Source organism: Cryobacterium sp. PH31-AA6, from assembly GCF_030063195.1.
Classification (GTDB): Bacteria; Actinomycetota; Actinomycetes; order Actinomycetales; family Microbacteriaceae; genus Cryobacterium.
On the sequence record NZ_JASISS010000001.1, the window covers coordinates 242,094 to 265,961 of the forward strand.

The 23,868-nt window shown below is 67.6% G+C and carries 17 protein-coding genes and 1 pseudogene; 10 read left to right on the forward strand and 8 right to left on the reverse strand.

Annotated features, from left to right (window positions below; genetic code table 11):
• Positions 1 to 44: 44 nt before the first annotated feature.
• The 4 genes from QMG61_RS01155 to QMG61_RS01170 are packed head-to-tail and all read left to right on the forward strand — an operon-like array spanning position 45 to position 8,264.
• Entirely contained in the window at positions 45 to 1,685 is a 1,641-nt protein-coding gene (locus tag QMG61_RS01155) for a TIGR02677 family protein (protein ID WP_283492491.1), read from the forward strand.
• Entirely contained in the window at positions 1,682 to 2,848 is a 1,167-nt protein-coding gene (locus QMG61_RS01160; RefSeq protein WP_283492492.1) for a TIGR02678 family protein, read from the forward strand. Before QMG61_RS01155 ends, QMG61_RS01160 begins: the two co-directional genes overlap by 4 nt.
• Positions 2,845 to 7,005: a TIGR02680 family protein gene (locus tag QMG61_RS01165; protein ID WP_283492493.1), complete on the forward strand. Its 4,161-nt coding sequence runs from the start codon at positions 2,845 to 2,847 to the stop codon at positions 7,003 to 7,005. The genes QMG61_RS01160 and QMG61_RS01165 overlap by 4 nt, the downstream gene beginning before the upstream one ends.
• The gene (locus QMG61_RS01170) at positions 7,002 to 8,264 is read left to right on the forward strand and encodes a TIGR02679 family protein (protein WP_283492494.1); all 1,263 of its coding nucleotides are present in this window, start codon (positions 7,002 to 7,004) and stop codon (positions 8,262 to 8,264) included. The genes QMG61_RS01165 and QMG61_RS01170 overlap by 4 nt, the downstream gene beginning before the upstream one ends.
• A 128-nt stretch (positions 8,265 to 8,392) precedes the next feature.
• Here QMG61_RS01170 and QMG61_RS01175 read toward each other — a convergent pair whose 3' ends face one another.
• On the reverse strand, positions 8,393 to 9,466 hold the full coding sequence (locus tag QMG61_RS01175; RefSeq protein WP_283492495.1) for a DMT family transporter: 1,074 nt from the start codon (positions 9,464 to 9,466) through the stop codon (positions 8,393 to 8,395).
• An 84-nt stretch (positions 9,467 to 9,550) separates the two neighbouring features.
• Here QMG61_RS01175 and QMG61_RS01180 point away from each other — a divergent pair, with 84 nt between their 5' ends.
• Entirely contained in the window at positions 9,551 to 10,120 is a 570-nt protein-coding gene (locus QMG61_RS01180) for a CGNR zinc finger domain-containing protein (protein ID WP_283492496.1), read from the forward strand.
• 87 nt (positions 10,121 to 10,207) lie between these two features.
• Here QMG61_RS01180 and tkt read toward each other — a convergent pair whose 3' ends face one another.
• On the reverse strand, positions 10,208 to 12,262 hold the full coding sequence (tkt, locus tag QMG61_RS01185) for a transketolase (RefSeq protein WP_283492497.1): 2,055 nt from the start codon (positions 12,260 to 12,262) through the stop codon (positions 10,208 to 10,210).
• A gap of 94 nt (positions 12,263 to 12,356) precedes the next feature.
• Between tkt and QMG61_RS01190 the strand changes: the two genes are divergently transcribed.
• The 4 genes from QMG61_RS01190 (at position 12,357) to ulaA (ending at position 16,061) form a co-directional block, all read left to right on the forward strand.
• On the forward strand, positions 12,357 to 13,541 hold the full coding sequence (locus QMG61_RS01190; RefSeq protein WP_283492498.1) for an ROK family protein: 1,185 nt from the start codon (positions 12,357 to 12,359) through the stop codon (positions 13,539 to 13,541).
• 138 nt (positions 13,542 to 13,679) lie between these two features.
• Entirely contained in the window at positions 13,680 to 14,141 is a 462-nt protein-coding gene (locus QMG61_RS01195; protein WP_283492499.1) for a PTS sugar transporter subunit IIA, read from the forward strand.
• A gap of 66 nt (positions 14,142 to 14,207) precedes the next feature.
• A complete protein-coding gene (locus QMG61_RS01200) occupies positions 14,208 to 14,480 on the forward strand; it encodes a PTS sugar transporter subunit IIB (RefSeq protein WP_283492500.1) in 273 nt (90 codons plus the stop codon).
• 54 nt (positions 14,481 to 14,534) lie between these two features.
• Positions 14,535 to 16,061 (forward strand): PTS ascorbate transporter subunit IIC, encoded by a 1,527-nt coding sequence (ulaA, locus tag QMG61_RS01205; RefSeq protein ID WP_283492501.1) that lies wholly within the window; start codon positions 14,535 to 14,537, stop codon positions 16,059 to 16,061.
• A 173-nt stretch (positions 16,062 to 16,234) separates the two neighbouring features.
• On the opposite strand, the pseudogene QMG61_RS01210 reads toward ulaA, so the two are convergent.
• Positions 16,235 to 16,405 (reverse strand): annotated as a pseudogene (locus tag QMG61_RS01210) (YccF domain-containing protein); the annotation flags it as partial.
• A 110-nt stretch (positions 16,406 to 16,515) separates the two neighbouring features.
• Between QMG61_RS01210 and QMG61_RS01215 the strand changes: the two are divergent.
• Entirely contained in the window at positions 16,516 to 17,820 is a 1,305-nt protein-coding gene (locus QMG61_RS01215; protein ID WP_283492502.1) for an ATP-binding protein, read from the forward strand.
• A 45-nt stretch (positions 17,821 to 17,865) separates the two neighbouring features.
• On the opposite strand, the gene QMG61_RS01220 is transcribed toward QMG61_RS01215, so the two are convergent.
• Genes QMG61_RS01220 through QMG61_RS01240 form a run of 5 tightly spaced genes read right to left on the reverse strand, consistent with a single transcriptional unit; the run spans position 17,866 to position 23,818 of the window.
• Entirely contained in the window at positions 17,866 to 20,130 is a 2,265-nt protein-coding gene (locus QMG61_RS01220) for an exo-beta-d-1,3/1,6-glucosidase (protein WP_283492503.1), read from the reverse strand.
• The gene (locus tag QMG61_RS01225) at positions 20,127 to 21,185 is read right to left on the reverse strand and encodes an ABC transporter permease (protein WP_283492504.1); all 1,059 of its coding nucleotides are present in this window, start codon (positions 21,183 to 21,185) and stop codon (positions 20,127 to 20,129) included. The genes QMG61_RS01220 and QMG61_RS01225 overlap by 4 nt, the downstream gene beginning before the upstream one ends.
• 1 nt (position 21,186) lies before the next feature.
• The gene (locus tag QMG61_RS01230) at positions 21,187 to 22,182 is read right to left on the reverse strand and encodes an ABC transporter permease (RefSeq protein ID WP_283492505.1); all 996 of its coding nucleotides are present in this window, start codon (positions 22,180 to 22,182) and stop codon (positions 21,187 to 21,189) included.
• Positions 22,179 to 22,991 (reverse strand): ABC transporter ATP-binding protein, encoded by an 813-nt coding sequence (locus tag QMG61_RS01235; RefSeq protein WP_283492506.1) that lies wholly within the window; start codon positions 22,989 to 22,991, stop codon positions 22,179 to 22,181. The genes QMG61_RS01230 and QMG61_RS01235 overlap by 4 nt, the downstream gene beginning before the upstream one ends.
• Positions 22,988 to 23,818, reverse strand: coding sequence for an ABC transporter ATP-binding protein (locus QMG61_RS01240; protein ID WP_283492507.1), 831 nt, complete (start codon positions 23,816 to 23,818; stop codon positions 22,988 to 22,990). The genes QMG61_RS01235 and QMG61_RS01240 overlap by 4 nt, the downstream gene beginning before the upstream one ends.
• Between the last annotated feature and the right edge of the window lie 50 nt (positions 23,819 to 23,868).

Consider the following 23,868-nt stretch of genomic DNA (forward strand, 5'->3'; position numbering starts at 1 on the left):
TTCAGTCGCTCTCAACGCTGTCGAGTCAAGGGGAGGCAAACACCGTGTCCACAGAAGGCCACGCCGCAGCATCCTTCAGCGTGTTCAGCCACCTGAACGCGCAGAACAGCGACGCCTATCGGCGAGTGCTCAGCACCTTTGTGACCGCCAAGGAGCGGTTCCAGGTGCACCTACGCCCCGACGACGTGCTCAGCCAACTGCGGCGCGATTCCGCGGCAAGCGATGTCCTCGCGTCGGCAGCGGATGCTTTTCGCCCGGCCGACGACCTCACGATCGAGGCCGTGACCGCAGCCCTCGATTCTCTGGTCGACTGGGGCAACCTGCAGGCGTCCCCCGATACCGGGCGGGTCGTGCAGGTAGAGGATTTCTACCGCAAACGCCATCTCTTCCAGCTCAGCCAGGCCGGCGAGGCCGCTGAAGATGCCCTCGAACGATTCGAGGAGATCCTCGGCCGGCACGGGGCGCTGCAGAGCGTCGCCCTCGAAGACATCGCGGTGACCCTGCACCAATTCGTGACGCTGATCGGAGCCGAGGACCTCGACCTCGGCCTGCTGCACCAGACCCTGGCCGCGCTCACCGTACGGTTCACCGAGCTCGCCGACAACGCGAGCGCGTTCATGGCGTCGCTGCAGCGCACCATCGACCTCACCGACTCCGATGAAGAGGCCTTCGTGGCCTACAAATCCCGGCTGGTCGACTACCTTGAACGCTTTATCCAGGACCTCACCGTGCGGGGCCCGCAGATCGCGAAACTGCTGGACGGAGCCGACAGCAGCTCGGTCGACCGCGCCCTCCACGCCCTGGCCGGCCGCGACGCGAGCGCCGAAGCGCCCGATCCGGATGACCCCGAGTCTCTGGCCGAGGCGGCGCGGCACTACGCCGCCTGGACGAACCGCTGGGAGGGCCTGCGATCCTGGTTCCTCTCCAGCGGCGGCCGGGACAGCCAGGCGAAGCTGCTGCGGATGGCGGCCCTCGCCGCAATTCCGGCGCTGCTTGATGCCGTGCGGGCCGTCAATGCCCGCCGCTCGGGCCGCTCCGACCGGTCCACCGATTACCTGCGCCTCGCCCAGTGGTTCCAGGAGGCGCCCGACGATAGCGACCGGCACCGACTCGCGCGGGCGGCGTTCGGTCTCTACTCCGCCCGGCATCTCACTGTTGACTCCGCAACCTGGCAGCACTGGACCGACAACGCCGCACTCGTGGGCGCACCCTGGGCGGATGCGCCCGCCATCGAGATCTCGCCGCAGCTGCGTCGAACGGGCAGTTACGAACGCAAAGGCCGCCCGAACCAGGTCATCGACCGGTCGAATGCCCGTGCCCTGATCGCGCTCCAAATGCGGGAACAGGCCGAGCAGATCGCCGCCGCCCGGAAGCGACTCGCTACCGACGGCACCGTCGAGTTGCGCGCGATCGCCGGGCTCGACAGCACGGCGTTCGGACTGTTCCTCACTCTGCTCGGAGATGCGCTCGTGGCCCGACCGCGGGGCGGCGGGCCGGTTCGAACCGCCTCGAGCGACGGCACCATGAGCATCGAACTGACCGAGCTGCCGGATGCAGCCTTCGTTGCTCTCGAGACCGAACGTGGCACGCTCTGGGGGCCTGACCACCTTGTGCGGATCACGGATCTGATGGTGGACGAAGCCGACGAGCCGATTGCCCAGAACGTCTTCGTGGAGGTTTCGTGAGCGTCTCCGCGGTTGACGACAAGCAGAGGGCCGCACGCCTTCTGTTGCGTACCCCTCTGATTCGCTCAGCCGATGAGGAGCGCTACCGCCTGGTCCGGCGACACGCGGGTGACCTGGCGGAGTGGTTCGAGATCAATACCGGCTGGGCGCTGCACGTGGACAGTGAAGTGGTGCGACTCGAACGCGAGCCGGCATCCGTGACGGATGCGACGCATCCGTTTGCCGCCCGGCGCGGAGGCGCGCCGTTTTCGCGCCGCCGCTACGTGTTGTTGATGCTCAGCCTGTCGGTGCTCGAACGCAGCGACAGTCAGATAGCCCTGGGTCGTCTCGCCGAGCAGGTGATGGTGGTTGCGACGGCTCCCGAGCTCGCGGGCGCGGGCTTCGTCTTCGAGCTGGCCAGCCGCGAAGAGCGCAGCGATCTCGTGGCCGCGGTACAGCTTCTCCTGGAGTGGGGCGTGCTCGCCCGGGTGGCCGGCGACGAAGCGGACTTCGTTCAGAACACCGGCGACGCTCTCTACGACGTGTCCCGCCGGGTGCTCTCCGAACTGCTCGTCACCCGGCGCGGGCCGTCGACCGTCGCGGCGACGACCCTGAACGAGCGAATGACGGCGATGCGTGACCGAGGAACCGCCCCGACCGCAGACCTGCGCAACCTTCGCCTGCGACACAGTCTCACCCGCCGACTACTCGACGACCCGGTGCTCTACCTCGACGAGCTCGACGACGACGAGACCGCCTACCTGCGCAGCCAGCGCTCACTGATCTGCCGTCGCATAACTGAGTTCACCGGTCTCGTCGCCGAGATCCGTCTCGAGGGAATCGCTATGGTCGACTTCGACGACGATTTCAGCGACGTGCGGATGCCGGAGAAAGGCACCGAAGGGCACGTCACCCTCCTGCTGGCCGAGTTTCTGGCCCGATGCGGGCAGCCGGAAATCGCCTTCGACGCCCTCGTCGCGCATGTGCGTGCACTCGCCCCCGACTACGCCAAATACTGGCGGAAGGGTGCCGACGAGGACGCGGTCGACCTGGTCGAGACCGCACTCGGCCGACTTCTGGCCCTCCGGCTCGTCGTTCGGAACGGGGACAGCATCCGCATCCTGCCCGCGCTCGCCCGATATGCCCTCGCTACACCGACGATCATTGGAGCTCGACAGTCGTGACCCTCGACATCGTTTCATCCCATAGTGCCCGTCAGAGCAGCGCTGAGCATCTGCCGGTCCCGACGAGTGGGCGCTGGCAGCCCCAGCGGCTGGGCCTCGTCGACCTGTTCTACTACGACAACGAGGAGTTCCCTTTCGTCGACGGCCGGCTGCTGCTGCGGGGCAACAACGGAGCGGGCAAGTCCAAGGTGCTCGCGCTGACCTTGCCATTCCTCCTCGACGGCGACCTGTCGCCGCAACGGGTCGAACCTGACGGTGACCGGCAGAAGCGCATGGACTGGAACCTGCTCCTGGGCGACGAACATCCAAACAGCGAACGGCTCGGCTACAGCTGGCTCGAGTTCGGCCGCATCGACGAAGCCGGGCAGCCGCGGTTCGTCACGATCGGCGCCGGTCTGAAGGCCGCGCGGGGCCGGGGTGTGACCCGGCACTGGTTCTTCGTGACCGAGGAGCGTGTGGGCGACACTCTCGACCTGATCGACGCGAGCCGGCTCGCGCTTGGGCGTGAGCGACTCGCCGAGGCCCTTGGCGACACCGGGCGGGTCTACGACACGAAGGGCGAGTACCGGCAGGCCGTGGACGCGAAGCTTTTCGGCCTCGGCGAGCGACGCTACGCGGAACTGATCGAGCTGCTGCTGCAGATCCGTGCCCCCCAGCTGTCCAAGAAACCGAGCGAGGCCGCACTCTCTGAGGCGCTGACCCGCGCCCTGACCCCGGTCAGCGACGACGTCATCAAGTCCGTCGCCGACGGTCTGCGTTCGCTCGACGAGGAACGCGACGAGGTGCAGCAGCTCGCCGCCGCCCAGAAGGCGGTGCACGGATTCCTGCAGCACTACCGTGGCTACGCGCAGGTGATGCTGAAACGGCAGGCCGTGGGCCCGCGACGTGAACAATCCGAGCATGACCGGTTCGGGCGCGCGATCCTCGAGGTGAACGCGGAACTCGAGCGTCTCCGGGGCTCCCTCGCCGCGGTCAGCGCGGCCAGCGGCGAGCTCCGTATCGAGCACAGCGCCCTCGAGGCCGAGCAGGAGGCGCTGCGCGACAGCGTGCACGCTGAGAGCGAGCGCCTGCTTGAGCTGGCGGATGCCGCAGCTCTGGCGGCAGGAGAACGCTCGGATTCCGCCAAGGCGGGTCTGGATCGCGCCACGTCCGCGCTGGGCGTTGTCGAGACCGAGGCCGTGGAGGACCGCACCGCGGTCACAGTAGGCGAGGTCCGGTTGCGCGAGGCGAGTTCCGCGGCGATCGCGGCCGCCGTCGGCGCCGGGATCGTGCACGGCCCGCTGTCCGTGCAGCCCCTTCCCGACGATGGCTTCGAGGCCGGGCTCGTTCACGAACGCACCGAGACGGCTGCCCGCGTGACCCGCCTACGCGAGTCGCTCGAGCGGGTCTCCGCGCTGATCGCTGTGCTGGAACAGTCGGAGGCGCGGGGCAGCGCGGCGGCCCAGCGCGAGGCCGAAACCGAGACACGCCTCGCTGAGGCGATCGACGACCGTGCCGTCACCGATGCCGAGGTCGAGATCGTCGTCGACGCCTACATCTCGGAGGTCGAGATCGTCCTGGCCGGGCTCACCGAACTCGCCGTCTCGGACGACGCGTTCGGTCGGTTCACCGACTGGGTGCGCCCCCGCACGGCCGAGAACCCGGCCAGTGTCGCCCTGCGGCAGGATGCGCAGCGTCTGCAGGCCGAGCTGGAACGGCAGCGTGCCGTTGCGCGGCACCGTCTGGGCGAACTCGCGACCCGTCGTGATGCGCTGAGCGCGGAGATCGCCGGGCTCGAGCAGGGGCAGTCGGTCGAGCCGACCCTGCCCCATACCCGTGGCATCGCACCCAAGGGGTCGATTCCGCTCTGGCGCGCGGTGAGCTTCCGCGATGAGGTCAGCGCCGGGCACCGGGCCGGTCTTGAGGCGGCGCTCGAGGGCAGCGGGCTGCTCACTGCGCTGGTGTTGCCTGACGGGGATGTGCGCCAACCCGGCGACGGACAGCTGTTGTTGCGCGGGTCGCGTGACGCGGCATCCGCTCGCACGCTGGCGTCGGTGCTCATGGCAGAGCCGCCGGCGGGGTGCCTTGTGACGGCGGAGACCATCGAAGCGGTGCTGCGAGGCATCTCCGTTGTCGACGGTGCTGCTGGGAATGAGTCTGAAGGTGACTCCTCGTCGGTGTGGGTGGGGCTCACCGGGCGGTATCGCCTGGGTTCCGCGCTCGGAGCCTGGTCGGTCGACACGGCGCGGTTTGTCGGCGAGAGCGCCCGGGAAGCGGCCAGAGCACGCCGGTTGCACGAGGCTCAAGCAGAAATCGACTCGATCTCCGCCGAGCAACGCGATCTCAACACCGACCTCGAGCGGATCGCTGCCCGGGCCGCGGTCGTGGAGCGCGAGCAGGCCTCGGTGCCGCATCCGACGGCGCTCGAGGCTGCGGATCGGGCCGCCGTGAGGGCCGCCGACCACGTCGTCCAACGCACGATCGAACGAGAAGAGGCGCGCGGCCGGACCGCCGTAGCACAGCGAGAACTCTCCGAGGCCACGGCCGAACTGGCCGAGGATGCCACGACGCTCAGACTTCCCACGGATCCTGATGCGATCCGCGGGCTCAGCACAGCGCTGTCCGAATACGAACGACGCGTCGAGGTGCGGTGGAACGAAGCCGAGCGGTGGGTGTCCGCGGTGCGACTGCTGGTGCGTGCCGAGGCTCGGCTCGCCGACTCCCTCGTCGAACGGGACCGTATCGCAGCCGAACGCGAAGCTGCCGACGCCGAACACACTCGCAGCCGCAGCTACCTCGAGACACTCCGCGGGCAACTCGGTGCCGACGTGCAGGGCTACCGTGAGCGGGTGGCCTCGGCGGTCGCGAGACTGAAAACGATCAGTGCCGAGCTGCGTCGCCTCGGCGAGAACGCACGACGGGACGGCGAGAAGCAGGCCGGTCTCGGGGAGCGGCTGCGCGGAATTCGTGCAGACCAGGACCGCGTGCATGCGAACCGGGTCGCCGCTGTCGCCGCGCTGCAGCGCACCACCGCGCTCGGCCTGGTGCAGGTCGCAGACCTGGCCTCGCTCGTCGGGAGCATCGTGGTCGGGCCGGACGCGGCCGGAGACGGGGATTGGACCGTGACCCGCGGGGTGCAATTCGCCCGCGCCATCGAAGCGGCACTGCCCAATCTTGACGCCTCCGACGAGCGGTATACCCGGCTGCAGTCGCAGGTGTTCACCGAGTTCGCCGACCTGCAACGTTCGCTCGGCCGCCATGGCCACGAGGCGGCGTACCACCCGAATGACGACGGGGTGCGCGTTGTCGTAACATTCCGGGGCCGGGAGATGCTGCTCGTGGAACTCGCTGACCAGCTCGGCGGGCAGATCGAACAGCACCTGCGCCTGCTCAGCGCCAAGGAGCGCGAGATCATCCAGTCGCACCTCGTCACCGAGGTGGGCGCGCAGCTGTCGGAACTGATCGGGGATGCGGACCGGCAGATCGTGCAACTGAATGAGGAGCTCCGTGCCCGGCCGACCACGACCGGCATGATCTTGCGGGTGCTCTGGAAGCCCCGCCCCGATGGCCCGGCAGGCCTGGTCGAGGCCCGGCGTCTGCTCGCGACGACCGCCGATGTCTGGGACGAAATGGACCGCGCGGCGCTCGGCGACTTCCTGCAGGCGCGCATCGCGGAAGTGAGGGATGCCGACGAGGCAGGGAACTGGTACGACCACCTCGGCGAGGCCCTCGACTACCGCCGGTGGCACCGTTTCACCGTCGAGCGCCAGCAGAGCGGGGTCTGGAAGACGGCGACCGGGCCGGCGTCGGGCGGGGAACGGGTTCTCGCCGCAAGCATCCCGCTTTTCGCTGCCGCGTCTTCGCACTATCGCACCGCCACCAATCCGCACGCCCCGCGGATGATCATGCTCGACGAAGCCTTCGCGGGTGTCGACGACAATTCGCGGGCGAGCTGCCTGGGCCTGCTCGCCGAATTCGACCTCGACGTGGTGATGACGAGCGAGCGGGAGTGGGGCTGCTACGCCGAGGTCCCCGGCCTGGGTATTTCCCAGCTGACCCGCTTCGACGGGACCGATGCCGTGCACGTGCAACGGTGGCGTTGGGACGGGCGGCGGCGGACGGCCGTAGCCGAAGACGATACGGCCGCGGGCGGGGCGGCAGGTGGGGGTTTGTGGTGAGGGGCTCCGAGGGAGACGATATCGAGGCTCTCTCGCGCATCCGGCGCCTGTTCGGCACTCCCGAGATGGCGTGGCTGCTGACGAGAATGCGCTCGCGGCTCGAGCAGAAGGGCACTCTCGAGGGAACCGTGACCAAGCAGGGAGCGAGCGCGTCCGAGCGGATGGCGGCGGCCCGGCTCTTCGGTCGGCCTGTGCGCTCGGGCTCGTCGGCGTCGGTGTCTCTCGACCAGCTCGACGAGATGCTGCGCCGTGATGCCTGGCCCTCCGGCCTTTCCTCCGCGGTCATCGCGCTCGTCGGTCCCATCGTTGGTCCCGATGTACGCCGTGCGGAACGCTCCAGCTGGCAGGAGGTGGCGGACACCCTGCGCGTGATCGCCATCGAACGGCCTGAGCTTTCGGCGTGGGTCGATACCGTGAACCGGTCGGGAGCGCTTCGGCGAGCAACGGCATCCGCTTCGGCAGCCCAGACGATGACGCTCCAGCTCGGTGTGCTCGCTCGAGCACTACCTGCGGAAGGCGATGCCCTTGGTGTGCTCGCGGCGCGCCTGTTCGGGGACGCCCATGCCCTCGACCCGAAGACGGCGCTCGGCTCGATGGCAGTCGGGCTCGCGGCGGCCCTGACCGGGCATCCTGCAGGCAACGGATCGCGATGGCGGCGCGACGCCTGGCAACTCTCGGGTGTCGTGGTGGACGAGCTGTCATCGACTGTTCTGACACTGGGGTTGCCGGGCGGGTTGTCGTCGCCGACGGCCCGTGCCCTGGCGGCGCTCGGTGAGGCAGGTCAACCCGCGGTGCTGACCTATCGGCAGTTGGCCGCGGATGACATCGGCCGTGCCCCGTCACGCGTGTCGGTGTGTGAGAATCCGGCCGTAATCGCGGCGGCGGCCGACCGCTTCGGTGTCGGAGCCGGTGCGGTGCCGCTCGTGTGTGTGAACGGGCAGCCGGGGGCCGCGGTGATCCGTATGCTGACCCAGCTCGTCGCTGGCGGCGCGCGCCTGCGTTACCACGGCGACTTCGACGCGGGCGGGGTGGGGATTGCCCGCACGGTCGCTCGCAGCGTGCCGTGGACGCCGTGGCGCCTCCGCGAGGCGGACTACCGCGCCGCGTGTGAGTCGAGTCTCGCAACATCAGTTTTCTCGGGCGCGGTCGGCGATACCCCGTGGGATGAAGGGCTCTCCGGAGCAATGGAGGAGCTGCGGCTTCGGGTCGAGGAAGAGTCAGTTCTTTCGGATCTGCTTGACGACCTCCGAGTGGAATAACCCCGCCCGCCATCCATCCATCCATAGTTCATAGCGGTAGGTGCATAACTCCTGCAAATTCAGGACCTCGGGGGATCTTCCCGCGTAATCACGCGGGAGTATCGGAGAGCGCCTCGAAATTGCAGGAGTTATGCGCGGTAGTGGCGGTGGTCACCCGGTCGCCGCACAGCTGAGGGACGTCGAACGCGCCAACTGGGCTCGAGAACTCTCTTCCCGAGCAACGGCCCGGTTGTCGCCCCGAGCGGCGGCGCGTGGGAGGCCTCGGCGATGAGTGTGGGGAGGGCGGGGATGTCGTCGGCCGAGCCGGCGGCGCGCACGGCCGCGATCCCGCCCAGGATCAGTGCTCCGCCGAGCAGCTGAAGGGGCGTGAGCGCTTCGCCGAGGAGAATCCAGGCGAAGAGGGCCGCGAAGACGACCTCGAGCAGGGAGACGAAGGAGACCAGCCGCGACCCGAGCGCCTCGGCCGCGGTGATGCCGGCGACGTAGGCGATCGAGGTGCTGACCACGGCGACGATGATCAGGGGAACCCACCATGGCAGCTCGACGCCCGCGAGCGGGAGGTCGCCGAGGGTGGCGGTGAAGGGGAGCAGGCCGGTGAGGCCGAGCAGGCCGAGCACGAGGCCGCCGAGCACGAGGCCGAAGGCCGCAAACGCCACCGGCGGCAGCCCGTCGCTGGGGCGGGCCGCGACCACGAAGTAGATCGCGCAGCCGACCATGGCGAGGAACGCGAAGGTGAGGCCGGCCGGGTCGGCGGCGCGCACGGCACCCGGCCCGATCACGAGCAGAAGGCCGCCCACGGCGAAGACCGAGCCGACCAGCACCAGGGCGCGCGGGATGCGCCGGCTCATCGCCCAGACGACGCCGACCAGGAGCAGCGGGGCGAGCAACTCGATGAGCAGCGCCGTGGAGACGGGAATGGTCTGGATCGCGGCAAAGTAGAAGAGCTGGGTGACGACGACACCGACGATGGCCATCAGGCTCACCCGCCACCGCGCCCGCCACAGGGCAGACCAGCGGCCGCGCAGCGACACGAGCGCGACCGGGAGCAACACGAGCCCACCCACGACGACGCGCGCGGTGACCGCGGCAGACGGGGACCAGCCCGACTCCAGCAGCGGCTTGATGAACGCGCCGGAGGTGCCGAACGAGACAGACCCGATGACGGCCACAACCAGGCCGGAAGACGTCGACGAGATTTTCACAATGCTTCCTTCTGACGCGCCCCGCGTTACGGCCTAGAATCGGTAATGACCATAACGTTAGGCGATGGTCCGTTAGGAGTCAACATGCAGTTTGCCCATGACACCGAAGAAGCGTTGGAATTCGCCGTTGTGCTCGGTAACACCGAAGCCGCGGCATCCCGGAGCGGGGCCGACGAGCTCGGCACGCTCGAGCAGCTGGTCGAGTTCAACTCCCGGTATCCCTTTTCCGGGCGCGTCGACGGCGACGAGCACGAGCGGCAGGATGTGCTGCGGGCCCGCGACCAGGTGCGACTCCTTTGGAGCCTGGGTCGCGACGACGCGGCGCTCCAGGTGAACAGCATGCTCGCCGAGGCCCACGCGCAGCCGTACCTCACTCGGCACGACGGGTCCGACTGGCACATGCACGCCACCGAGCCCGAAGCGCCGCTGGGGGAGCGGATGCGCGTGGAGTTCGCGCTGGCCCTGATGGACGTCATTCGGATGGATGAGATGCAGCGTCTGCGCATCTGCGAGGCCGACGATTGCACGGGGCTCATCATCGATCTTTCGCGCAACGGGTCCAAGCGCTTCTGCAGCGCACGCTGCGGCAGCCGGGTGAACATGATCGCGTTCCGCAAGCGGAAGGGCGAGCAGGACTCAGACGCGTCCCATTAGCGCTGCCCGGATGCCGCGGGTCGGCCAGGGCAGGTCGACGATCCGCTTGCCCAGCGGCAGGAGCGCCGGAGGTTCAACGCTCGCGGGTCAGGCCAGCGAGCCGGCCGGAACCCGGCCGGCCAGGGTCGCCTGCGCTGCCGCGACCACCGCATCGAGGTGGATACCGCGGCGGCGCATGACCTCGGGGCCGCTGCCCGACTCGCCGAACTCCTCGATGGACACCACGCGTCCGTCGAGTCCCACCCAGCGGTACCAGGCGTCGCCGCGGCCGGCCTCGACCGCGACCCGGGCGTGCAGCGCGGCCGGCAGCACGGACTCGCGGTAGTCGGCGGTCTGCTCGGCGAACCACTCCAGGCAGGGCATGGAGACCACGCGGGCGGAGATGCCCTGCTCGGCGACGTGGGCGGCGGCCTCGATCGCGAGGTGAACCTCACTGCCGGTGGCGAGGATCGCCAGGTCGCTGCCGTCGCCGTGCTGCCAGCGCACGTAGCCGCCGGCGGTCACGCCCACGGGGGTGGTGTCGGTGCTCTCCAGCACGGGCAGGTCCTGCCGGCTGAGGATGAGCGCGACCGGCCGGTCGGGGGAGGCGAGGATGCGGCGCCAGGCCGCGACCACCTCGACGGAGTCCGCGGGACGCACCACGTCGAGCCCCGGAACGGTGCGGAGCGACGCGATCTGTTCGACCGGCTGGTGGGTGGGGCCGTCTTCGCCGACGGCGACGGAATCGTGGGTGTAGACGTACACCACGCCGAGTTCCATCAGCGCGCCGAGACGGATGCTCGGGCGCATGTAGTCGCTGAACACCAGGTAGGTAGACGCGAACGGGCGCCACGGGCCCTGCAGCGCGATGCCGTTGAGGATCGCGGCCATGGCGTGTTCGCGGATGCCGAACCGGATGAACTCGCCGGCGGGGTTGGCAGCCGAGAAGCGTTCGCCGTCGACCTCCACCGTGGTGGAGCCGGCGAGGTCGGCGGAACCGCCCCAGAGGGGAGCCTCGCCCTGCAGGGCGCGCAGCACGGCGCCGTTGGTCTTGCGGGTGGCGATCATGTCGCCGGCGGCGCCCACGCCGACGGTGTCGAGGGCGGCGGTGCTGAACTCGCCACCCCGGAAGGCGCGCCAGCGCGCCGCGGCCTCGGGCTCGCGGATGCTCCACTCGAGGAGATCGGCCTCCCAATCGCGGTGCAGCTGCTCGCCGCGGGCGAGCGCGCCCCGGGTGTGCGCGAGGGTCTCGGGCGTGACGAGGTCCTCGAGGGGAGCGTCGGGGGCGAAGCCCAGCGTGGTCTTGACGGCTGCCAGCTCATCGGCGCCGAAACCGCCGGCGTGCGCGGCCGACGTGCCGCCGAACCGAACGGAGGGAGCGCCGATGACCGTGCGGAGGGCTACCAGGGTGGGGCGCCCGGTGGTGTCGGCCGCGTCGCGCAGGGTGGCCTCGATGGCGTCAAGGTCGTCGGGGGTGTCGACCTCGAGCACACGCCAGCCATAGGCCCGGTACCGGGCGCGCACGTCTTCGGAGAAGGTCTCGTCGGTGCCGGAGTCGATGGTGATGCCGTTGTCGTCCCAGATCAGCACCAGGTTGTCGAGGCCGAGGGTGCCGGCCAGGCTCGAGGCCTCACCCGAGACGCCCTCCTGCAGGCATCCGTCGCCCGCCACCACCCACGTGGTGTGGTCGAGGAGCGCGGATCCGGGGGTGAACACGGCGCTCTCGTGCCGGGCGGCCATGGCCATCCCGACCGCGGAGGCGACGCCCTGACCGAGGGGACCGGTGCTCATCTCGACGCCGACGGTGTGGTGCACCTCGGGGTGTCCCGGTGTCTTCGACCCGAGGGTGCGGCTCTTGGCGAGGTCGGCCAGGCTCAGCCCGTAGCCGGTGAAGTAGAGCTGGGTGTAGAGCGACAGGCTGGCGTGACCGGCCGAAAGAACGAAGCGATCCCGGCCGGGCCAGTCGGGGTGGCCGGGAGAGTGTCGCAGAACCCGGGAGAACAGCACATGGGACAATGGCGCCAATGCCATGGCGGTGCCGCCGTGTCCATGTCCTTTTGTCTGAACTACGTGGGCGGCCAGCGCCTGGGCGCTCGCGACGACTCGCGCGTCGAGCTCGGCCTGCGTCGGCGTTGACGGGGGATTCGAAGATTCGGTAGTCATGCGACATACTTTGGTATATAAATGTACTTAAGTCAATTACGGGTCCGGCGCCGTGACGAGCACAGGTCGGATTCGTAACGGGGATAGGAAATCGATGGCGCACACACTGTCCACAGGCTCCGGTGTGGTGCTTGGCCTCATTCGATCCGGCCAGGCCACGACCCGCAGTGATCTGATCGACCAGCTCGGCTGGTCGCGCATCACCCTCGCCAGGCGGCTCGACGAACTTCTGCTCGCATCGATCGTGGTGAGTGTCGGGCAACTCGATTCCCGCGGTGGTCGCCCACCCGAGGAGTTCGCGGTCAACCCGAACGCCGGCCTGTTGCTTGCCGTGGACATCGGGGGGTCACACACCCGCCTGGCCGTCACCGACCTGGTCTCCACCATCCTCAGTGAGGACGACGCGGACATCGGACTGGGCGAAGGTCCCGAGGATGTATTCGACTGGGCGATCCAGGTCTTCGACCACATGCTCGAGCGGCTCGGCAAGACCCGCGGTGACGTGGTGGGGATCGGTGTCGGGGTGCCCGGCCCGATCGACTTTCTGACCGGGCGACTCGCCGCCCCGCAGGTCTGCCCGCAGTGGGAGGGCGTGCTGGTGGAGGACTACTTCGCCGGACGATACGACCATGTCGTCTTCGCCGTCGACCGCGACGTGAACATCATGGCGATGGCCGAGGTGCGCGAGGGGGGGAGCGGATATCGGGACGTCGCGGTGCTGAAGGCCGGCATGGGGGTCGGTCTCGCATTCGTGCTCGACGGCTCGATCTACCACGGCTCACGCGGGGGAGCGGGCGACCTCAGCTCGGTGCGCGCAGGCGGAGCGCAGACGGAACGGCTCGAGACGATCGCCAGCGGTGCGGTCATCCGCCGCGAACTGCAGCGCCGGGGCTACAGCGTGCGCACCAGCACTGACATCGTCGGCCTCGCGCACCAGGGCGACCCGGAGGTGCTTCGGCTGCTCGGCGAGACGGGCACCGCCATCGGGCAGAGTCTGGCGCACGTGGTTGGGCTGCTGAACCCGGAGGCCGTTGTGATCGGCGGCAATCTCGCCCAGGCCGGCGAACCCTTCCTCGGGGCGATCCGGGAGGCGATCTTCTCCGGCGCCCGGGACTTCGCCCTCCAGGGGCTGGTGGTGGAGAAGTCGCGACTCGGTCATATTGCCGGGGTCACGGGTGCCTCACTGCTCGCGCAGGACGCGCTGTTCGATGCTGATCGAATCAGTCGGCTCACGCGCGGAGGCGTGCCCGGAGTCTCTCTCCGCGCCCTCGCGAACTGATCCTGCGCCGGTGGGGCGGCTGAGCATAGATCAAAGAACTTTGGTTCATTTGTAGACAAAAGGTCGCTAAGGGAAATAGAGTAAACCCAGTCGCCCCTTCTTGCAAGGGGGCCCGAATCCAAACAAAGGAGTTCATTCGTGACATTCAATCTGGCCGAGGCGCTGTCGTCGATCGTGACCCAAGCGGATGCAGCCGACTGGCGTGCCGCGATCCGACTCGCGGGCGATGGGCTGGTGGCCGGAGGGGCAGCGACTGAGGCCTACACCGACGAAATGATCGCGGCAGTCGAGCAGCACGGACCATACATCGTCATCGCACCGGGTATCGCCCTCGCGCACTCCCGTCCGTCGCCGGCGGTTCTCACCGGCGGCCTCAGCTGGGTCAGCCTGGCCAGACCCGTCGAGTTCGGCAACGCGGCAAACGACCCCGTGTCCCTCGTGATCGGACTCGCCGCAGTCGACCACGACGCGCACCTGCAGGTGATGCGAGCTCTCGCCGGAGTGCTATCCAACAGCTCGGCCATGGAGCGGCTCCACGCCGCCACGACGCCCGACGACGTTCGGGTCGTGCTCGGCGAACTCGCCACCGCCGCCGCGTAACGCACACCACGGGCATCCGCCCCCCTCTTTCTCACTCGTATCTCACCTCAATCGAAAGGCACCCCCATGAAGATCGTCGCCGTCTGTGGAATGGGCATTGGAACGTCAGTGCTCCTGAAAATGAACGCCGAGAAGGTTCTCGCCAAGCTCGGCATAGATGCGGATGTCGAAGCCGCCGACATGGGCGTTGCTCGCGGTGCCGCGCAAATGGCCGAAATCGTGCTCACCTCTGCGGAACTGGCCGAGGAACTCGGCGATGTTCCCGCCGAGGTCATCGTCATTAAGAACTTCTTCGATCTGGACGAGATCACCGAGAAGCTCACCGCGGCCCTCGAGTAACCCCCACACCTTCCCCCCTCTTTCTCACCCACTCACAGAATTAGGAGCACTCACATGGAGTGGCTCGTCGTCGTACTCAATTTCATCGGGCACCAGGTCCTCAACGTCCCCGCCTATCTGATCGGCATCATCACCGCCATCGGGCTCATCGCGCTCAAGCGCAACTCCGGGCAGGTGGTGGGCGGCGCACTCAAAGCGGCTCTCGGCTTCCTGATTCTCGGTGCCGGAGCCAACGTGGTGGTTGGCTCCCTCGACCCGCTGGGGAAACTGATCCTTGCGGTGACCGGCGCCCAGGGCGTCATCCCCACCAACGAGGTCATCACCGCCATCGCGCAGGAGCAGTTCGGCGCCCAGAGCGCCTACGTGCTGACCCTGGGGTTCCTGGTGATGCTCGCACTGGCGCGCTTCACCCCGCTCAAGTACGTGTTCCTCACGGGGCACCACATGGTCTTCATGGCCACCATGCTCACGGTGGTGCTGTCCGTCGGTTTCGGCGACGGCCTCGGCTGGCTCGTGGTCGTGATCGGCGCCCTTCTCCTCGGCGTGATCATGGTCGTGATGCCCGCCTTCGTGCACCCGTGGACCAAGAAGATCACCGGCAACGACACCATCGCGATCGGGCACTTCGGCACACTCGGGTACATCGCCGCCGGTGCCACCGGCCAGGCTGTCGGACGCCGGAGCAAGTCCACGGAACACATCAAGTTCCCCCAGGGGCTCAAGTTTCTGCGTGACTCGATGGTTGCCACCTCACTGTCGATGGTGCTCATCTATATGGTCTTCTCCGTGTGGGGCCTCATCGCGCTCCCTCTCGACGAGGCTCTCGCGATCTTCGGCTCGGCCGACGCCGGCGCGTTCCTCATGGCCGGATTCGGGCAGGCCCTGCAGTTCGGTGTGGGTGTCGCCGTGATCCTCTACGGTGTGCGTACCTTCCTTGGTGAACTGGTGCCCGCCTTCCAGGGAATCGCTGAGAAGGTCGTGCCCGGAGCGCGCCCCGCCCTCGACATCCCGGTCGTGTTCCCGTTCGGCGCCAACGCCGTGCTCATCGGCTTCCTGAGCTCCTTCGCCGGTGGCCTCATCGCGCTGGGGATTCTCGCGGCCTGGCTGAACCCGATGTTCGGGCTCGCGCTCATCCTCCCCGGCATGGTGCCCCACTTCTTCACCGGTGGTGGAGCCGGTGTCTTCGGCAACGCGACGGGTGGACGAATCGGTGCCATGATCGGTGGATTCGTCAACGGCGTTATCATCACCATCCTCCCCGCCATCCTGCTGCTGGTGCTCGGCGACTTCGGTTTCGCCAACAGCACCTTCGGCGACGCCGACTTCGGCTGGTTCGGCACCCTCGTGGGCGTCAGCGTCGGCGGCGGGACCGGAATGGGCATTGTGCTCTCGATCCTCATCGCGGTTGTGCTGGTCAGCGGCGCGATCGTCTTCCAGATCCGCGTCGTGGACAAGGGCTGGGTGCCCGGAGCCAAGCGTGACGCCTGGATTGCGGAAGAGGAGGCTGCGGAAAAGGCCATCCTCGACGCCGAGAAGGCTCGACGCAAGGCAGAGAAGGAAGCGGCGGCCACCGCCGACTAACTCAGTTGGTCGCATGTTCCGCCAGAGGGCGGCTCCGCAGTGCGGAGCCGCCCTCTGTTCGTGTCTGGGCTGGCTGGGCATCACGGCCACCTGGGTGGTCGTCGCACACTACGACGGAATTCGATTGCGCGGCCCGAAAACTCGACAGATCAGCGCTGATTTAGGCAGCGGGCTTAGGGCAGGTCGACGATCTGCTTGCCGAGCGGCATCAGCGCGACCGGGATCAGTTTGAAGTTGGCGATCCCGAACGGGATGCCGATGATCGTGATGCAGAGCGCGATGCCCGAGACCAGGTGGGTGAGGGCGATCCGCCAGCCGGCCAGCACCACCCAGACGAGGTTGCCGTGTTCCAGGCCGCATTTGGTTGGACCGACAGCCATCTGGACGGGCTATCGGTAGGGTGAATATACTGCTATCGGTAGAGTAAAAGTTCTGCTATCGGTAGAGTACAAACATGGACACATACCGTCGCCGCGTGGTGGACTCGGAGCTCGACGACCTGTTCCCGGTGCTGCCGGCGTTGAGTCTCGACGGGCCGAAGGGTGTGGGCAAGACGGCGACGGCCTCTCGTCGTGCCGGCACAGTGTTGCCGCTGGACGACCCTGCGACGGCCGAGGCGTTCGAAGCCTCGGCGCAACCACTCGCGGTGCTCCCGGCGGGAACCGTGGTCATCGACGAATGGCAGCGCGTCCCGAGGTCCTGGGATCTGGTGCGCCGCGCGGTCGATGAGGGGGCGGCACCGGGGCGCTTCCTCCTCACGGGCAGCGCGGTCCCGCGCGGTGCCCGGATTCACTCGGGCGCCGGGCGAATCGTCGGCTTGAGGATGCGCCCGTTGTCACTTGCCGAACGGGATCTGGGCCCGCCGACTGTAAGTATGAGGGCGCTGTTGCGATCCGGCCGCGGCGAGGACGGGGTCATGACCACTCTCCCGGACATCGTCGGCCACACCGACGTCAACCTCGCCGACTACGTGCGTGAGATCGCCGGGTCCGGTTTTCCCGGTATCCGCCCGCTGGCCGAACGAGCCCGGCGTGCGCAGCTGGACGGCTACGTGGAACGGATTGTCAGCCGCGAGTTCGCGGAGCTGGGCGTGCGAGTCCGACGCCCGGAGACGCTGCGCGGGTGGCTCCGCGCCTACGCGGCGGCGACATCGTCGACGGCGGCCTACTCGACGATCCTTGATGCTGCCACCCCCGGGCAAACGGATAAGCCGGCCAAAGAGACGACCATGATCTATCGAGACGTACTCGAACAGCTCTGGCTCCTCGACCAGGTTCCGGCCTGGCTGCCTGTGGGGAGGGAGTTCGCCCGGCTTGGCGCCGCCCCCAAACACTTTCTCGCCGACCCTGCCCTTGCCTGCAGGTTGTTGGATCTCTCGGAGCAGGACCTCATGGGCGGACATGGCGCGATTCCGCTTGGACCCCAGGAGGGCACAATGCTCGGCCGGCTCTTCGAGGCACTCGTGGCGCTGAGCTTGCAGGTTTACGCGCAAGCCAACGAGGCTCGCGTCGGGCACTTTCGAACTCGCAACGGAGATCATGAGGTTGATTTCATTGTGGAACAGGGTCCGAGGCGGCTCCTCGCTGTTGAGGTGAAGCTTGCTCGCACGGTGTCCGACGCGGATGTGAAGCACCTGTTGTGGCTCAAGCACCAGTTAGGGGATGACCTCGTCGACATGGTCGTGATCACGACGGGGGACACGGCCTACCGGCGCCGGGATGGTGTGGCAGTCGTCCCGGCCGCGCTGCTCGGGCCGTGAAGCAGATCGATGTTGAGGAGAGTCTTTCTGGTGTTTTCCACTCTCTCAGATCGTGCTCATCACCGTGAAAGCGGCCCCGAGCAACGCAGTGTCCCGCGATGACGAACCGGCTAAGAGTTCGAACTGCCCCGGTTCCACGACTCGTCGTCCTGCGGCATCCACGATGCTGCACTCGGCGACGGGCAGTTCCAGCCGCACCCGCGCGGACTCACCGGGTGCCAGCCCGACCTGGCGGTAGGTCTTGAGCTCCTTGTCCGTCCAGCTCACCGAGGTGACCACATCCCGCACGTACACCTGCACTGTCTCCAGCGTTGGACGCGTGCCGGTGTTTCGCACCGTCAGGTGTGCGACGATCGTGCCGGATGCCGAGAGCGCCGTCTCCTCCAGCATGAGATCCTCGTACGCGACCGTGGTGTAACTGCGCCCCTCACCGAAGGCCCAGACCGGCGATTGGGTGAGGTCGGCGTAGCGGTCGCCGTGCTGGCCGCGAACCTGGTTGTAGTACGTCGGCTGCTGCCCGACGTGCCGCGCAAACGAGATCGGCAGTCGCCCGGTCGGCTCCACCTCGCCGACGAGGATCTCGGCGAGAGCCTGGCCACCCCGCATTCCCGGATTCGCCGTCCAGACCACGGCTGCGGCTCGCTGGACGGATGCCGGCAGCACGAGCGGTTTTGAGGCGAGCAGCACGACGACCACCGGCTTCCCGGTCGCGATCAGCGCGTCCAGAAGGGCGTTCTGCCCGCCGATGAGCTCGAGCGTCGCCGTAGACCGACCCTCGCCGACGAGTTCGATCCTGTCGCCGACGACGGCGATCACGACATCCGCCTGGTCCGCCGCGGCGACGGCCTCGGCGATGAGCGTCTGATCGGGCTCGCACGGCACGACGTGCGACGGGCGGGGCTGACCATCCGGGAAGGTCGGGCCGGCGGGATCCGGCTCCAGCGTGAGGATGTCGGCGCCGCGCGCATGGGCCACAACCCAGTCATCCGGCGCGATCCGCCGGATCCCGTCGAGCACGGTCGTGATCATCTCGCGCGGCTGCCCGTCGAGCCAGCCGACCTGGCCCGATCCACCGGCCCAGTCGCCCAGTTGGGTCTGAGAGTCGTCAGCCAGTGGTCCCACCACGGCGACCCGCGTCGAGCGAGCAGTCGACAGCGGCAACACTCCGTCGTTCTCGAGCAGCACGATTGAACGGCGGGCCACCTCCAGGTTCAGCTCCGCGTGCGCAGCATTCCCCACGATTCCGGCCAGGTCTGCACGGGGAAGCCGCGGGTTCTCGAAGAGCCCGAGCTCGAACTTCAGCGTCAGGATGCGGGCCACAGCCGGGTCGAACGCGCTCGCGTCGAGAAGACCCTGGTCGACGGCCGCCAGCGCACCCTCGAAGAACTCCGGGGTTGTCATGATCATGTCGTTGCCGGCCCGCACGGCAGCGGCGGCTGCGTGCATATAGTCGGGTTGCACCTTCTGCTCCCAGACCATCCGGCCGACGTTGTCCCAGTCGGTGACCAGGGTACCGGTGTACCCCCACTCGCCACGCAGGACGTCGCTGAGCAGCCACTCATTGATCGTGATCGGCACGCCGTCCATGCTCTGGTAGCCGAGCATGAAGGAACGGCAGCCCGCGCGGGCCACCCGCTCGAACGGCGGCAGGAACCAGGAGCGGAGTTTGCGTCGGGAGAGGTCCGACTCGCTCGAGTCACGCCCGCCCTGCGTCTCCGAGTAGCCGGCGAAGTGTTTGGCGGTCGCGAGGATCGCCGTCGGATCGGCCAGACCGGTTCCCTGATAGCCCCGCACCATCGCCGACGCGAGCTCGCCGATGAGGAAGGGATCCTCGCCGAACGTTTCGCCCACCCGCCCCCAGCGCAGGTCGCGGGCGATGCACAGTACGGGGGAGAAGGTCCAGTGCACACCTGTGGCCGCGACCTCGACCGCCGTCGCCCTGGCGACCCGCTCGAGCAGATCTGCGTCCCAGGATGCCGCCATCCCCAGCTGCGTCGGGTAGATCGTTGCGCCCTCCCAGAACGAGTGGCCGTGGATGCAATCCTCAGCGACAATCAGCGGAATGCGCAGTCGCGTTTGGGCGGAGAGTTCATTCGCACGCAGGATCGACTCCGGTGAGGTGTGCAGGATCGATCCGGCATGCTTCCGCAGTACCTGGTCCTCGAGGTCCTCCTGCGCATCGAGTTGGAGCATCTGCCCGACCTTCTCCTCCACCGACATCCGTGCAAGGAGGTCGGCGACGCGTTCGGGGATCGGGAGCGCGGGGTCCTGGTACGGGAGGGAGTCGCTGAACGTCTCGGAAACCGTCATTTCGTGTTCCCTGCCTGACGCCGCGACGGGGTTTCGACGGTGCGGACGACGGTCATCGTGGCGTTGACGTCGAGGCCCTTCTTCTTCATCGCCCTGGCTCGCTCCCCGGCCGAACGCAGGCGCGGGTTGACGTACTCGTCGATGCCGAAGTTGATCAGCGACAGCGCGACGCCGAGGATGGCGATGCAGAGTCCTGCCGGCACGTACCACCACCAGAAGTCCGGGAAGGCGCCGTTCTGCTGGGCCCAGAACAGGATCGTGCCCCAATTCAGGTTGGTGATGGGGATCACGCCGATGAAAGCGAGGGTGGTGAGGCCCAGGACCGCTGCGGTGACGGTGCCGACGAAGCTGGAGGCGATGATCGCCATGAGGTTCGGCAGCATCTCCACAAGGATGATGCGGTGCAGCGGTTCGCCGTTCGCACGGGCGGCCTGAATGAAATCGCGGTTGCGCAGCGACATCGTCTGCGCACGGAGCACGCGTGCGCCCCATGCCCAGCCGGTTGCGGCCAGCACGGCGGCGATGAGGATGAGCGGCGGGTTCTCGAACTGGGACGCGACGATGATGATCAGCGGCAGCCCGGGGATGACGAGGAACACATTCGTCACCGCGGAAAGCGACTCGCTCCGCCAGCCCTTGGTGTACCCGGCGACGACACCCATGACCACGGCGATCGCGGTGCCGATGATTCCGGCCAGGAATCCGACGATGAGCACGCCGCGGGTGCCGTAGATGATCTGGCTGAGGATGTCTTCCCCCATGTGCGTCGTGCCGAGCAGGTGGGTCCAGGATGGCGCCTGACGGAGAGCCGTGAAGTCCTTCTCGAGCGCGCCATACGGGGCGAGGACATCGCCGAGGAGAGCGACCGCGACGAAGACGCACAGGATGACGAGTCCGGTCAGTGACTTCGGGTTGCGGAACATCGCGAACGACGACGCCAGCCGCGACCAGAACGTCTTCTCCTTGGGCGGGTTGGTCGCTGCCGGTGAATGCACTGTCACCGTTTCCGGGCTGCCGACGCTTGCCGGTTCGGTGAGGTTTTCTGCGGTTGTCATCTCAGGCCTCCGTCTGACGTGTGCGGGGATCGAGGATTGCATAGGCGACGTCCGCGAGCACGTTCGCGCACAGCACCGCCAGCGTGATGATGAGGAACACGCCCTGCATGAGCGGGTAGTCCTTCGCATTGGTCGCGTCCAGCAACAGCTTGCCGATGCCGGGATAGGAGAACACCATCTCCATCACGATCGTGCCGCCGACGATGAATCCGATGGACAGCGCGAAACTGGACAGCTGCGGCAACATCGCGTTGCGGGCGGCATAGTGCCAGAGCACGCGACGGTTCGGCAAACCCTTGGCCTGTGCCACAGTGATGTAGTCCTCGTCGAGCACAGTGAGCATCATATTGCGCATGCCGAGGATCCATCCACCCAGTGACGCGATGACGATCGTGATCGCCGGCAGTGCGCCGTGAGCGATCACCTGCCCGATGAAGTCGGCCGTGAAAACCGGCGACGAGCCCTTGTCGTAGGCGTGCGAGGCGGGGAACCAGCCCAGGGTCGACGAGAAGACCGCGATCGCGATCAGTCCGAGCCAGAAGTACGGCACCGTGCTGAAGAAGGTCGAGATCGGGACGATCACATCTGCTTTGCTACCGCGCCGCCAGCCGATGAGGGCGCCGGTCGCGGTGCCGAGAACGAACGACACGATCGTGGCGATCCCGACGAGGCCGAGCGTCCACGGCAGAGCCGAGGAGATGATGTCGCCGACCGGCGCGAGGCCGTTAGAGAAGGAGCGTCCGAGGTCGCCGCTGAACAGGAGCTGCCAGTAGCCTGTGTACTGCTCCCAGACGGAGGTGTTCTGGTCGAGGCCGAAGAGGATGCGCAGGGACCGCTCGGCTTCCGGGCTGATCTGCCCGGCATTGCGCTGCATGTAGGCGGTGACGGGGTCGCCCGCCATCATGCGCGGCAGGAAGAAGTTGATGGTGATCGCCGCCCACGCCGTGAACAGGTAGAACGCGGAACGGCTGGCGATGAAGCGGACCGGGATCTTCATGCGACACCGCCCTGGGGGCGAGTCGACGCCGTAGCGAAGTGCTTCTCCGGGTCGGGCGAAGCCGACCGGAGCTCCCGGGTGTACTCGTGCTGAGGGTTCAGGATGACGTCGTCGGCGGGGCCGTGTTCGACCACGCGGCCCTGGTGCAGCACCATGATCTGGTCGCTGAAGTGACGCGCTGTGGCGAGGTCGTGGGTGATGTAGAGCACACCCAGCCCCTCCTCCCTCTGCAGATCGGCGAGCAGGTGCAGCACACCGAGGCGGATCGACACGTCCAGCATCGACACCGGCTCATCGGCGATGAGCAGCGAGGGTCGCGACGCGAGCGCCCGGGCGATCGCGACGCGTTGGCGCTGTCCGCCCGAGAGTTCGTGAGGGCGGCGGTCGATGACCGCGTCCGCGTCCAGGCGCACCCGTTCCAGGAGGCGCCTGACCTCTGTCTCGGTCTCGTTCTGCGGGACGACGTTGTCCAGCCGCAGCGGACGCTCGATGTGGTATCGGATCGAGTGGTAAGGGTTGAGCGAGGCGAACGGATCCTGGAAGATCATCCGTAGCGTCTGGCGGTAGCTGCGGAGGCCTCGGCCGTGGCGCGGGATCGGCTTGCCGTTCAGCAGCACCTCGCCACTGGTGGGGGTCTCCAGCTGGGTGAGGATTTTCGCGATGGTCGACTTGCCGCTGCCGGACTGGCCGACCAGGGCGATGGTCTCGCGGTCGTGCAGGGTGAAGCTGACGTCGTCGAGGGCGAGCATCGTCGATGCCCCGCGCACCCGGTAGCGTTTGGAGACGTTAACAAACTCGAGCGTGGTCATCGGACCAGCACTCCCCTCTCGCCGGTCAGGCGGGGAAAGGACGCCAGGAGCGTCTTGGTGTACTCGTGCTGCGGGTGCTCCCAGATTTCTCGCGCGGGTGCGAGTTCGATGATTTCGCCGCCCCGCATCACCGCGATCCGGTCGCTGATCTCCAGCAGCAGGGGGAGGTCATGGGTGATGAAGATCACCGAGAAGCCGAATTCGTGGCGCAGCATCGAGATCTGACTCAGGATCTCGCGCTGCACGAGCACATCCAGTGCCGTGGTCGGCTCGTCCATCACCATCACCATCAACTGAGGGCGCAGAGCGAGCGCCATGGCGATCATCACGCGCTGGCGCATGCCACCGGAGAGCTCGTGCGGAAAGGAGCGGATGCGCTCGCGTCCGACGGCGACGAGCTCCAGCAACTCCTCACACGCGGCGCGGCGCTCGCGCCTGCTCAGGTCGGGACGGTGCACGCGGAACACGTCATCGAGTTGTGCGCCGATCGTGGTGACGGGATTGAGCGCGTTCATCGCCCCCTGGAACACCATCGAGATCTTGTCCCACCGGAAGCGTCGCATTTCTTCGACGTTGAGCGCGTTGACGTCGATGTCGACACCGGATGCGTCATGGAAGGTCACGCTCCCGCTGGCGATCACCGCAGGTGCCCGCAGCAGGCGCTGCAGGCCATAAGCGAGCGTGGTCTTGCCGCATCCGCTTTCGCCGGCGAGCCCGAGGATCTCGCCGCGCTGCAGTTCGAGGGTTACGTTCTTCACCGCCTTGACGGGAGGATCGACGTCATACACGATCGAGAAGTCGTGCACGGTGAGGAGAGGATCAGGCATGGTTCGTCGCTTTCGTGAAGGTCGGCGATGGAGGGGCGGATGCTGTGGCA